The sequence below is a fragment of the Microcoleus sp. T3_D1 genome (assembly GCF_036700405.1).
Classification (GTDB): Bacteria; Cyanobacteriota; Cyanobacteriia; order Cyanobacteriales; family Microcoleaceae; genus Microcoleus.
On record NZ_JAUBOV010000064.1, the window covers coordinates 33,106 to 45,847 of the forward strand.

The 12,742-nt window shown below is 47.1% G+C and carries 11 protein-coding genes and 1 pseudogene; 7 read left to right on the plus strand and 5 right to left on the minus strand.

Going from position 1 to position 12,742, the window contains the following annotated elements; translation table 11 throughout:
• Positions 1–95: 95 nt before the first annotated feature.
• From QT992_RS24265 to tnpC, 4 genes and pseudogenes are all read left to right on the plus strand, one after another.
• Positions 96–2,510: a calcium-binding protein gene (locus QT992_RS24265; protein ID WP_333157686.1), complete on the plus strand. Its 2,415-nt coding sequence runs from the start codon at positions 96–98 to the stop codon at positions 2,508–2,510.
• Between the two features lie 122 nt (positions 2,511–2,632).
• Entirely contained in the window at positions 2,633–3,037 is a 405-nt protein-coding gene (locus QT992_RS24270; RefSeq protein WP_333341328.1) for a hypothetical protein, read from the plus strand.
• Positions 3,034–3,381 (plus strand): type II toxin-antitoxin system PemK/MazF family toxin, encoded by a 348-nt coding sequence (locus tag QT992_RS24275; RefSeq protein WP_333157691.1) that lies wholly within the window; start codon positions 3,034–3,036, stop codon positions 3,379–3,381. Before QT992_RS24270 ends, QT992_RS24275 begins: the two co-directional genes overlap by 4 nt.
• Before the next feature lie 281 nt (positions 3,382–3,662).
• Positions 3,663–5,115: pseudogene (gene tnpC / locus QT992_RS24280) on the plus strand (IS66 family transposase).
• 105 nt (positions 5,116–5,220) lie between these two features.
• On the opposite strand, the gene QT992_RS24290 reads toward tnpC, so the two are convergent.
• Both QT992_RS24290 and QT992_RS24295 read right to left on the minus strand, forming a co-directional pair.
• The gene (locus tag QT992_RS24290) at positions 5,221–6,192 is read right to left on the minus strand and encodes a transposase (protein WP_333341330.1); all 972 of its coding nucleotides are present in this window, start codon (positions 6,190–6,192) and stop codon (positions 5,221–5,223) included.
• A gap of 244 nt (positions 6,193–6,436) precedes the next feature.
• Entirely contained in the window at positions 6,437–6,691 is a 255-nt protein-coding gene (locus QT992_RS24295; protein WP_333377887.1) for a hypothetical protein, read from the minus strand.
• A 116-nt stretch (positions 6,692–6,807) separates the two neighbouring features.
• Here QT992_RS24295 and QT992_RS24300 point away from each other — a divergent pair, with 116 nt between their 5' ends.
• Positions 6,808–7,107 (plus strand): hypothetical protein, encoded by a 300-nt coding sequence (locus QT992_RS24300; protein WP_333377890.1) that lies wholly within the window; start codon positions 6,808–6,810, stop codon positions 7,105–7,107.
• Positions 7,108–7,363: 256 nt separating this feature from the next.
• On the opposite strand, the gene QT992_RS24305 is transcribed toward QT992_RS24300, so the two are convergent.
• Complete coding sequence (locus QT992_RS24305; RefSeq protein WP_333157627.1) at positions 7,364–8,287, minus strand: M23 family metallopeptidase; 924 nt, start codon at positions 8,285–8,287, stop codon at positions 7,364–7,366.
• A 304-nt stretch (positions 8,288–8,591) separates the two neighbouring features.
• Here QT992_RS24305 and QT992_RS24310 point away from each other — a divergent pair, with 304 nt between their 5' ends.
• Positions 8,592–9,815 carry an HhoA/HhoB/HtrA family serine endopeptidase gene (locus QT992_RS24310; protein ID WP_333157628.1) on the plus strand — a complete coding sequence of 408 codons (1,224 nt, stop codon included), beginning with the start codon at positions 8,592–8,594 and terminating at the stop codon, positions 9,813–9,815.
• Positions 9,816–10,133: 318 nt separating this feature from the next.
• Here QT992_RS24310 and QT992_RS24315 read toward each other — a convergent pair whose 3' ends face one another.
• On the minus strand, positions 10,134–10,481 hold the full coding sequence (locus tag QT992_RS24315; protein ID WP_015177249.1) for a DUF760 domain-containing protein: 348 nt from the start codon (positions 10,479–10,481) through the stop codon (positions 10,134–10,136).
• 42 nt (positions 10,482–10,523) lie between these two features.
• On the minus strand, positions 10,524–11,039 hold the full coding sequence (gene scpB, locus QT992_RS24320) for an SMC-Scp complex subunit ScpB (RefSeq protein ID WP_333055484.1): 516 nt from the start codon (positions 11,037–11,039) through the stop codon (positions 10,524–10,526).
• An 894-nt stretch (positions 11,040–11,933) separates the two neighbouring features.
• Between scpB and QT992_RS24325 the strand changes: the two genes are divergently transcribed.
• Positions 11,934–12,152, plus strand: coding sequence for a hypothetical protein (locus tag QT992_RS24325; RefSeq protein ID WP_333322021.1), 219 nt, complete (start codon positions 11,934–11,936; stop codon positions 12,150–12,152).
• Positions 12,153–12,742 lie beyond the last annotated feature (590 nt).

Sequence of the window (12,742 nt, forward strand, 5' to 3'; positions counted from 1 at the left end):
CGGGCTTTTTCAGTCTTTTTCGGGCTTTTTCAGCCATGACATAGATGAGACAGGTGAGGTAGATTTCTTAAATCACCAACACAAAGCAACAGTATATGCCTGACAATTTAGCTTTGCTGGACAAGAACGATGACATATTGAACGGTAGCAGCGCCAAGAATCAAGCGGATTGTGGCTGTGGCTCGAAAAAAGCCACGACTCAAGAGACGGTATCGAATGCTCAGAATATCCAGAATATCTTTAGCTTGGGAAGCAACGATACGCTAGAAAGTTCGATCGCGCCAGACTTTTTGAATGGTAACACGGGAAAGGACTTTATCTCCGGTAGTGTTGATGGGGATATCGGGCGATCGACTTCTCAAGTCGGCGATGGTCGGGCTTTTCGCTTATCTGAGAGTGGCGACCTGTTTACGGCGACACCAGATCAGTCAGGTCAGTATATCCAAGGTATCCTCGGCCTGGGGGGTAACGATACACTACAAGGCTCTGTCGCAGAAGACTTTTTAAGTGGTAACGCAGGAAACGACTTCATTTCCGGTCGTGCTGGTGACGATTTGCTCTCCGGCGGTGTCGGTGCGGATACGATCGCGGGTGACGAGGGCGATGACGTTATTAGCGGTAGCGAGGGCAACGACCTATTGCGCGGTGGAGCGGGCATAGATGCTCTCAATGGCAATCAGGGGGAAGACACGCTGTTTGGGGACGAAGGTAACGATATTTTGCGGGGCGGTCTTGGAAATGACCTTCTCAACGGTGAAACTGGTAACGATCTGCTCATAGGCGATTTTGGCATTGATACACTAACGGGTGGCTCTGGAAACGATACATTCGTGCTGCGCTCTAATACTGCTACATCTGTCGTGAGCGAGGCAGATATCTTGACAGATTTTAACAAAAGCGAAGATTTCATCGGGATCGATCTCGATCTCACTGAGGCCGATTTATTGCTCCAACCAACGGTCGCCAACAATCGATCAAGTACGATTATCCGTGTTGCTGGCACTAATTCAGTATTGGGAGTTGTTCAGGGGGCGGCACCAGACGATTTACGCGGTCGCTTCGTTAATTTGGATGCTAATCCCGCCCTCCGAGAAGAGACTGTCACCTATGACGCGCCGGTTGTCCGCAGTACCGGGTCGAATACCTATGATTTCATTTTGAACGGCAGCGATGGCAGTCAATATGTTGTCAATATTAAGCGATCGAGTGATGAAATCAGCGCCCGTGAGTTACGCTACCAACCAGGCCCTCAAAGCAGTATGCCCGCTCACACCCTTAACATGAGTGCTGACGGTAAGCGGATGGAGGCTCAGGTTCAAGGTTCGACCAACAAATCAATTTTCGATCGGCAAGATGACGGTTCAATCGTTGCCAAGCGAAAAAATGGGGCTGGTAGTGAGGAGACGATTGCTACCGTAGTTGGCCCAAGTGACCCCTCAATACCAACCACGCCGACGACCCCAGCCACACCAACATCAATAACCCCCTGCGAATTATTTAAGGGACTTTGCGCTCTTTCAGAAAATAATAATGTCTCCGATAACCTTGCTCTTGGAGGCCTTTTCGCGGTAGGAGTTGGAACTGTGGCGGCTCCAGCGACATTAGGGACGAGCGCACTGATAGGAGCAACAGTAGGTGGTGCTTTGGAAATAGCCGCTGCTGGTGTTAAAGTGTTCGATACTGTTTGCCTTGTTCTCACTGGTAATGATGGAGATATAGCCGAGGAAGCCTTTGGTTTAATTCCTTTCGGTAAACTATTGGCTAAAGGTAGTGCACTCGGTAATGCTGTGCGTCCTCTCAAAGCTGGTGCATTGAAAGTAACGAGAAAGGCAATCAATTTTGTTACAGAAAGAAGCGAACTGGCGGCTAATGTAGTTAAGACATATGGTAAGATAGCTGCTGACGATTTGTTTGGGCAAGTGGGGGGTGCAGTAAAAGATATTGCTTATAACTTCAATTCCAAGCTTTACGACAAGGTTGCCAATACAGTCGGATTTAGCAAAGGCGATGGAATGAAGACGCTCAGAAAGACTCTGGGGTTAGACTTCTGCGATGAACCTTCGACTACTCCTGTAACACCTCCAACAACACCATCCACTCCCTTCTTAAAAATAGAGGTAAAGCCATCTGCTATCCCTTATCAGGGGACTGCTAACCTGAATGTCAAATACTCGAATCCAGACAACAATAGCACAAATATAGATATCACAGGTGTTGCTCAAAAAGGTCTTGGACTTAACAGTTTTCTAATTCCAGATGATAAAAAAGGTCAAGGAGAGTTAAATTTCACTTTGACCAATATCGGTACAGAGTTAGGAGGACCGGGTAGTGCAAGCCGGGAGGATTTATTAGAGGTTTCGATTGGGACTGTAGGGGGAGGAGAACTATTTGATACTGTTAATTATCGTCCACAATCATTCGATCTTCTAGAAGCTTCAGGTCCAAATGTTGACTTTTTGCCTAATGTCTATACGGTTAGTTCGGTAGATGGTTTGACACGGCGGCGATAATGGGTATAGTCGGGCGGGCACGGGGGCACCGCCCCTACAGTAATTATTGGGGGCGAGCCTGGTGGATTCGGCATTTCGAGTGTGTGTGATGTAGAGTTGGTTTAAGGGCGATCGGGTTTTTTGTGGATGGGGGCGATCGGGTTTTTTGTGGATGGGCGATCGGCTTTTTAGTGGATGGGCGATCGAATTTGAGAGAAATGTGCGATCGGGTTTTTGGGTTGATGGGCGATCGGGTTTTTTGTGGATGGGGGCGATCGGGCTATAATACAGAAAACTTGACAACAAAAATGACTGTCATGAGAGAGTTAATCCAACAAGAATTAGAAAAGTTCGATCGAGAACAACTCCAACAAGTATTTGAATTTATTAGCTTCCTGAAATTCCGTGCCAGATTAGTGACTATTCCTGCGATCGACGAAACTAACTTAGCTGCACTCTACAGCGAATTTGCCGAAGAAGACCGACAACTGGCGGAACTCGGAATCAGCGAATATTCAGAGCTCCTCAAACATGAGGATTTGGCATGACAATCAGACGAGGTGAAATCTGGATTGCCAACCTCGATCCCACACAAGGTTCCGAACAAGCAGGCGTGCGTCCCACAATTATTTTTCAAAACGATACAATTTCGAGATACACAACTACTGTTATCAGTATTCCTCTCACCACAAATCTGCGCCGTGCATCTCTTCCTTCCTGTGTCTTGATTCCCGGCGGTGAGGGAGGATTAACTCAAGATTCTGTTGCATTATGCCATCAACTGCGAGTTTTGGATAAAACAAGATTGCGAAATAAAATTGGTGAAGTCAATCCAGAGATACTGGTACAATTAGAAAATATCATATTATTTACCTTGGGTTACTTGCCTTAAAAAGAGCGAGCAATTTTTATTTTTCAGAGATAGTATTTGGATCGACTTTTAGGGAAAGGGGCGATCGGTTTTTGTGGATGGGCGATCGGGTTTTTTTGGATTGATGGGGGCGATCGAATTTGATTTGTTAGTCCGTTAGTTAGTCCGCGCCAGGGGCTAGTTGGTTCGTTGTCGAGTCCGCCAGGGGTTGAAACCCCTGTCTCATAGCGAAAGTCCTCGCTCAAGAGGACTGAAGAATTGTAACCATTCAGGGGGATGGGGAGATGGTGTAAACTGGGAGTATGGACGAGAGCATAACGATAGGTGGCATCAAGATTCCTCGCGCGGACTGGGAAAAGACCCCAGAAACCGTGAAAAATGTGGTGAGGAATATTGAGCAACGAATCGCCGCCATTGAAGAACGTCTGGGACTAAACGCCTCAAACAGCTCCATCCCTCCGTCCAAACAGCCTCCTCAAGCCAAAGAAAAGAAGCAAGAGAAAGGAGGCCGACGTAAGCGCGGAGGCCAAAAAGGACATAAAGGATTTACAAGACACTTATATGAGCCGAGTCAGTGTAGCGAGATTATCGACCATCAACCCGAGACCTGCAAGCATTGCCAAACCCCTCTGACAGGAGAAGACTCCCAGCCTTACCGCCATCAGATTGTGGAAATTCCTCCCGTGACTCCAGTGGTAACGGAACACCGACTTCACGCCCTGACCTGCGGCTGTTGTGGTCAAACCACTCGCGCCGAGTTGCCCGATGGTATAAACTCCAGTGGTTATGGAGAGCGTCTCCAAAGTCTGGTGGCTCTGCTGAGTGGAGCTTATCGTCTGAGCCACAATCAGGTAAAAACCCTAATGAGGGACTTGTGGCAAGTGCACCTGAGTACGGGAACCGTCAACCGCATCCGTCAACGAGTCAGTCAGAAACTCAGCCAAGTGGTGAATGAAGCCAGAAGTTACATCATGGCCAGTGGAACGGCTTACGTTGATGAAACCAGTTGGAGTCAAAACAATGGTGACGGCAATAATCCCGAGAACGCCTCGGCCTGGTTATGGACCGCCGTCAGCAATAACGTGGCGGTCTATCAAGTGACCCTCAACCGCGCTCGTAGTAGCGCGGAAGCTTTATTAGGAAAGAACTACACAGGCCTAGTCGTTAGCGACCGCTATAGTGTCTACAACGGATTGGACGTTGAGCAACGACAAGTATGTTGGGCGCACTTAAAGCGCGATTTTAAACGTATAGCTGAACGCAGTGGGGTCTCCAAAGAGATTGGTGAAGCTCTACTAAAACAGACTCAACGCCTCTTCCACTGGTGGCATCGAGTGCGGGATGGAACGTTATCAACAGAGTTGTTCCAAGCTGCTATGACACGGCTACGTCAAAGCGTTCATCATCTGTTGAGTGAAGCCGCGAGCCGAGAGTCATTCGAGCCGAGAGCAAACGCCCTTGGCCAAAACTGCACGCACCTGCGAGCAAATTTTAAAAATTGAACCGGCCTTGTGGACGTTTGTCCAGGTCGAATCCGTCGAGCCAACAAATAATACAGCCGAGCGCGCTTTACGCACGGCGGTCATTTGGCGTGACTTGAGTTATGGCTCCTGGTCTCGCTCGGGCAGCGAGTTTGTGGAACGTTTGCTGACGGTGGTCATGTCTTTACGGTTGCAGGAACGCCCGGTGTTGGAGTTCTTGATTCAGGTCTTGCATTCTGAGCCGGTCTCTCTCCTCCCTCTACCCCCTGAATAGTTACGAAGAATTAGTTGATGTGTATGGGTTTCATGCGAATTTTCAGTCGGTTTCAACTGATATCTTGCACCATTCTCAATTAGCCGTAGATACTGTCTTGACCTGTCAAGGGGTAGCAAGTAAATAATTAGGATCGAAAGGCTTTTGGGACTTTAAAATCCCAAAAGCCAAATGCACCAACTTCCTCATCAAAGCACCAATCACCTGCATTTTGACCTGGACACGACCCAATAATCGGTCACTCATGGCCTTAAGTAACGGGTTGTGACGCATCGCCACTACCGCAGGCAAATACAACGCCTTTCGTAGTCGGACATTGCCGGTACAGGACAAACGAGTTTTGCCTTTAACCGAAGTCCCAGAACTGCGTTCGCAGGGAGTTAAACCCGCATAAGCTGCTAATTGACGGGCATTGTTGTAATCAGAAACATCACGGATTTCAGCTAATAATACAGAGGCCGTCTGTTCACCAATTCCAGGAATTGAGGTCAAAAGATCACGCTGTTGTTTTAAATGTGGGTGCTGGTCAAAATGGTCACTAATCAGTTTTTTGATCAGTTGCTGTTGTTCTTTTAGGTACTCCAAATGTGCCACTGTAAGACCAGCAACAGTTGGCGTAGCTGTTTCCAGACGGTTCTGCTCGCTCGTAGCCATTTCGATCACAGATTCGAGCCGTCGCAACAGGGCTTGTAATTCTTTGACTTCGGGCGCAGTTGGTGTCCATAGAGAGGGTTTCATCGCTGCACAAAAACGAGCAATCAATGCCGCATCTACGGAGTCAGTTTTAGTTCGTAGGAGTTCGCTTTTAGCAAACCCTTTAATCCTGGCCGGATTGACGATACTAACCTGAAATCCACCCCCATAAAGGAATTCGGCTAAGGCTTCTCCGTAAATGCTAGTGGCTTCCATACAAGCATGGAGTCCCACTACATTTTGTTGTTTAAGCCAGTTATGTAAACTCTCAAACCCTTGAACATTGTTCGTAAACTTTTTGGGTTTAGTTGCACGACCTTCTCTCAGTAAAGAGACATGAAAGTCTCTTTTACTGATGTCTATACCTAAGACTGTTGATGTCATTGTTTGCTCCAGATGTACTCCGATTTATGAAAGAACCGACAGGCAATTGAAGACTAACCTTGTGAATGCAGGCTTTCTCGATCGTTCGATCGAGAGCCTAAGATACTGTCCAGTTTTAGGTGCGCCTGTCATCAGTAATGGGAGCTTATCTACGCAACAGACTTATTTCGTCTAAGGGGCGGGCCAACTTCACCAATTTCTGATGTCCTTAAACAGCACTTTCCACTGAAACTTGCACCAAGCGTCAGAAACTTTCTTGTTTCTTTAGATTTACCAAGAAGAAGGTAAGCTCGCCTGAAAGTCGGTATGATCGCCTGAGTGTCGGCTCGATCGACTGATTGTCGGTAGGATCGCCCACTTGTCGGTAGGATCGCCCACTTGTCGGTAGGATCGCCCACTTGTCGGTAGGATCGCCCACTTGTCGGTACGATCGCCTGTGTGATGTGGCGATCACCTGTTTGATGTGGCGATCGACCGTCCTCACTCTTTTAAGATACAAGGGGCGGGTTCGCCAATAGCCTTAAAGCTTGCAAATAGGTTCTATAAACCCGCCCGACCCCACGAAAAATCCTCTTAGGATCGCGAATTAAATAACTTACAATTTTAATTGTTATTGTGGGATGGGCGTCCCGCCCGTCCTTTTTGGACGGGCGGGACGCCCATCCCACAAACTTGTGGAAGTTATTTAATTCTCATTCCTTATTGATATTGCTGCAAGATGTCAGTTTCAACCGACTGTCTTCTATGAGACGGGGGTTTCAACCCCCGGCGGGCTGTGTCACAAAGCAGACAAATTTTCAGTCTGTTTCAGGGCGATCGAATTTGAGAGAAATGTGCGATCGGATTTTTGGTTTATGGCCGATCGACTTTGAGAGAAATGTGCGATCGAGCAATAAGTTGTTCACCAATAAGTGATTAATGGAAACCCGATTAGTGCGAACGTTACTTGTGTCTCGGATTCTATCAGGTTCAAAAAGATTGTGAGTAAAATAAACGGGCTTTGCGTCAGTTGTTTTTGTAAGTGAGTCTGGTAAAAGGTTGGTAACATATTTTTTGCGATAGGCAATCGTGTAACAATTCTGCTGCCTATCTTTTTTTACCACAACACAGCTCAATCCTTACCCAGTCTGGATTTGGGGCGGGTTGTCACCCCCCCAGCACACTAACAATCCTATTTTTTAATAGTCGCTTGCAAATAAAGCAGCGGGTCTTCAGCAACCCAACCCAAACCGGAATTGTACCGAACTTCAAAATGCAAATGAGATGGCCGAATGTCCCGTTTTCCCGTCGTCCCCACAGTTCCCAAAACTTCTCCAGACTGCACTTTTTGACCGACTTTTACCGCAATATCTTTCAAATGAGCGTAGCGCGTTTGCTTCCCCGCTTCATGGTTCACCACCACTAAATTCCCGTAATCCCCCTGCGGCCCGGCAAAAGCGACAGTCCCCTCGCCCGCCGCCAAAACCTGCGTACCCTCCGACGCCAAAAAATCTACGCCGCTGTGGAAAAAAAATTCGCGCCGCGCCGGATGCAATTGCCGCCCGTAACGCAAAGCTTCCACTGCAGGGGCGGGCAGCGGAAATCCTTGCACCGATGGCGTTGCATCGGGATTGATAGAAGGCCCGATCAACCTATTCACCGCTGGCACAAACACCGTTTTCCCCAAAGGCCTGCACCCATTCGCCTCAAATAGCAAATCTGCGCGCACTTTGTAAGATTCTGCCAGTTTTTGCCAATTCCAGCCCGCAGGCACTTCTACCTCCATGCCACTGTACGGAGGAATGACGATCGCACTTCCAGCAGATACTCCACCGCCCCGCAACATCGGATTTATCCCGATCAGCGCCCCAGGAATCACATTGTACTGCAGCGCGATGCTTTCTATTGTTTCGCCCTGGGCCACAGTGTGGCGGCGCAACCGAGACATAGCCGGACTCGGGCAATCGCGGGCCGGGTCGGGGTTTTCTACAGGTGTACCTAAAGGAAGATTTGCAGGTGGGATCTCGGTATTTGCCGCCGTTTTCTCAACGGGTGCGATCGACCAAATTAATGCAAAAATCAGCGGAAATAAGCGTTTCAAAGTCATTATGTACATAAAAAAGTATTCATTTCGGACAGTTGACAATTTTAAAATCCTGTAAAATTGCATATTTACAAGCTCTAGCCACCCCCCAGACTGTAAATCCCAGGCTAAGCCAAGTTAGGATGAGAATTATTAGTTTGATTCGCTCTTGGCAAATCCGGCAAAATTGCCTGTGATGCCGATGGGCGCCTGCCTGTTAACAGCTATGTTCTTGAGGAAGCGGTACGCCCCGCCCCGCTTCCTTCCCGTCGCCAAGACAAAAAAGCTTGATTAGGAACCTGTCTGCGGGGATGAGGTATTTAGCGGGAGTTATTAAATGAGTTTATCTTTTAAGCAAGCGACCCTTTATGTGACTCTGCTGTCAATCGGCGGAGGTATGGGATGGTTGGGAAATCGCTATCTGCAAGGCTCAAACAATCTGGAAACCGGATTGGTTTTGCCAGTAGTACGCCAGCAAATCCCCCCCTATCCCTCTCCTTCAGTTCAGGAAAATCGGGCAGTCGATCGCAGCAATCCCAATTTTATTGCTGAAGCAGCCGAAAAAGTCGGCCCGGCTGTAGTGCGGATTGACGCCTCCAGCAAGGTGGCGAATCAAGTGCCCGAAGCATTCAAAAATCCTTTGTTTCGTCGGTTTTTTGGGGAGAATTTGCCGCAGCCGGAAGAACGAACCAAGAGAGGTACGGGTTCCGGGTTTATTCTCACTTCTGACGGCCGCATCGTTACTAATGCTCACGTTGTCTCCGGGACTGATACTGTCAAGGTGACTCTCAAAGACGGCCGCGAGTTTGAGGGTAAGGTGCAGGGAGTCGATCCGCTGACGGATGTGGCTGTGGTTAAGATTAATGCTAAGGAACTGCCGCAGGTGGCTTTGGGTCGATCGGACAATATTGTACCGGGACAGTGGGCGATCGCGATCGGCAATCCTTTAGGTCTCGATAATACCGTGACTGTGGGCATTATCAGCGCTACGGGTCGATCGAGTTCCCAAGTCGGCATCCCCGACAAGCGAGTCCGCTTCATCCAAACCGACGCAGCCATCAACCCCGGCAATTCAGGCGGCCCCCTGCTCAACGACCAAGGCGAAGTAATTGGCATCAATACCGCTATCCGCGCGGACGCTCAAGGCTTGGGATTTGCAATTCCGATCGAAACCGCCAAACGAGTTTCCGATCAGCTATTCGCCAAAGGTAGAGCCGAACATCCCTATCTCGGCATTCAAATGGTCAGCTTGACTGCAGCCACCAAGGCCGAACTCAACAAACAGCTCGATAATAATAATAAAATTACCCTCGATCAAGGCGTAGCTGTGGCGCGAGTCGTGGAAAATTCCCCCGCTCAAAAAGCCGACTTGCGTCCCGGAGATGTCATTCAAAAAGTTGACGGAATTGCGGTTAACACTCCAGGGGACGTGCAAGAACGGGTGGAAAACACGGTTGTGGGCAAAGAACTCGAACTGGAAATTAACCGTTTGGGTCAAGTTCAGAATATTAAAGTACGTCCGGGTGCTTTTCCCCTATCGGGTAGCTCCGCCGGTGGGTAATACCATTTTCGATTTTCGATTTTCGATTTTCGATTAAAAAATTAAGAATGACTTACTGCATAAGGATTTGGATCTTATCTGCAGTTGCATTCTTTTTTGAAATTGGTATTAGTTGCAAGGGTGGAGGATGGAAGATGAATCTGATGCTTTATAGTCCTGGAAGCAGTAACCGGGTTTTTTCACCAAAATCCTCGGTGTAGCGCTAGGGATAGCCGGTTAACAGCCCGGTTTCTTAATTCCCTGTGCCTCCATGATTCAGGATTATGGATTTTTCTGAACAACTTTCATCTTTCTTGCTTCCCCAACCCGTTGATTTTTTTACTTGTCTTTGGGTGAGTTTGGTTTAATCGAGCTGGTGCTTGCTAAATTTTCTTCGAGGTGCATCCTTTGCTCCATTTGCCTCAAAAAATAGCCTGTCATCATCGCTGAAGCTAGCAAACCTGCTAAGTTTTCGCGATCGGTGGTAATTTCGACGTTAAAATTTTCTGAAGGCAAAACGCCGACAAGTCCTTGAACGTTATGAGAGATTATTTCTCTGATGTCGGGGCTGACAGACTTGGCGACGCGGGCTAGAACCTCCGGGGATTGGTGTTGGAGGTACTTCAGCAGTGGATTGACTGCGGTTTGTTGGGCATTGGATGTGTCAAAGTCAGGGTGAAAAACCATTTGGCGATTCTTAATTTCTGGCTGGTTACATTCTACTTCAAACTACTCGTCATTGCTTGGGTACAAATTTGCCTGAAAGTCAAGTTGCAATTGTTTTGGCAGTTGGTCTACTTGAAAGTACCGATGAAATTTCTCGGTAACTTGTAACCAATATGACCGCCCCTCACTCGGTCGCCGTTTGCGGACGAAACCCATTTCAACAAGTTCCTGCACTTGTTGGTAAGCTCCTGAACCTCGCAAGTTAACTAAATCTGGCTGAGCGATGCCGCCTTTGAGGGCGATCGCAGCCAGCGTCCGCAAAGCTCCCACACCTAATTCTGGAGGTATTAAAGTTTGCATTAAACTGGCAAACTCTTCTCTGAGTTGCAGGCTGTATCCTGTGGGGGTTTCGACGACTTCTAATGCACTGTCGCGGTGGGACGAGTCAGACATGAGTTCGATGATGGCGTCTTCGGCTTCGGCTCGATCGCACTTGGCAATCTCGGCGATTTCTGCGATCGACACTGGCTGACCTTTTAGGTAAAGTATGGCTTCTATTGTTGTGGCTAAGCGAGTCATTTGGGAATTAGTAATTAGGAATGGGGACGTTGAAAGAAGAAGGAATAAGCAAGAAAGAAGAAGGAATCAGGAAAACAACAGTTATCCGTATTTCCGTAACTTCCGTGTCGTGAATAATGAGAGTTAGGAATAAACATTCCCCTTACACAAATTATTAATAGTGTAGGTTAGGTTGAGAAACAAAACCTACACTATTAATTTTCTTTTTTTATATCAATCCGAGACGCAGGAATATATAACAACGTTTCTAGCTCTCCTGAGCTTATGGTAAAATATATCAACCAATACAGATGACGGGGCTAGGACCGATTTTTGGTAAAAAAATATGGGGTCAGTCTTGTTAAGAAGCCCCATCAGTTAAAAATGTTACCTCAATCATACCAAATTTGTTTCCAACACCAGCTCAAAAACACCGAATACTTGACTGTGACTATTTTAGTTTTTCTGCTCCCAACCCATAAACAAGTGAGTATTGAGTTATTGGCGAAATTGATGCCATACCCAATCATGTTTGAGAGCCGACGACGTTCGTTCTATTCAACGGTTTCTCAAGCTACCTATCCTCAAGATAGAAAAGCTTTGGTTTCATCTGCTTAAATATATCTGGAGAACTCAATTTAAAAAGAAACAAGAGTTGAAGGTCGCCATTGATAGAACGCAGTGGCGAGATAAAAATATGTTGATGATTAGCCTGATTGGGGACAAGAGAGCTTTACCTTTGTAGTAGCAGATATTGCCTTCGCTGTGCCTGTAGCAACATCCGAGAACAACAAAGCTTAATCTGCCCCATTCTTGGTCTGCTAAAAAAATATAAAATGGTCCTTTTAGGAAACGCCTGAATTTGCGATCATTAAACTGGCAATTTGGCTGTGTGAAAAGAACATAAGGTTTGTTTTGAGAGTAAAACAGGGACGCTATATTCAAGAAGAAGGAGAGGAATTTAAGCGGTTGAGTGAGTGTGGTTTAGTAGCAGGTACGAGCTTTTATTTGACAGGAGTTAAAATCAGCAGCAAGGATTTGGCTGTTTTGATGTCGCTGGTTATGGGCAACGAAAATATCGAAATAGTGGCGAAGATGAAGACTGGTATTTACTCACCAATATCGGCAAATTGAAACAAGCTGTAACAGCGTTTAAATGTCGCAGTGGTATCGCAGCAAGGTTTAAGGACTGTCAAACCGTCGGCTATAATCTTGAAAAAAGTTACCCTTGTGACGACCGCCTCAAAACTTTAATATTAATAAAAATTTAAGATTTTTAATAGCTTTAGCTTATAGTTGCTTATAGTTGTGCGATTTTACAAGGACACAAGCTCAAGCTTATGGGAATTCCGAAATAGATCGGTCGCCTTACGGTCGTCGAGGCGATCGCAACGCCGTCATAGTAGCTTTTGAATTGGATTATACGGTCAATCGTGGGCGCAGCGAAGCGGAGGGAGTAGGGAGGGAGCTTTGCCATGCACCTATTGCGGAATTGATGAAAATTAGACGCAATCAGCTCCTATTCCCTCAGATTAGCAACCCGGAGTTTTAACAACGGAAAAAGGAATAGTATCCCAGTGATGCCACTGCGTCTTTGTAGAGACCGAAAAACTAGAAGGGTAAAAAACCCTGAAGACTGCAGAGAATTAAGTCATCATCATCACCATGTAGAAAGAGAGGTCAAGCCCTCGGTCTATTAGTACGCCTCAGCTTCATCCCTCTCA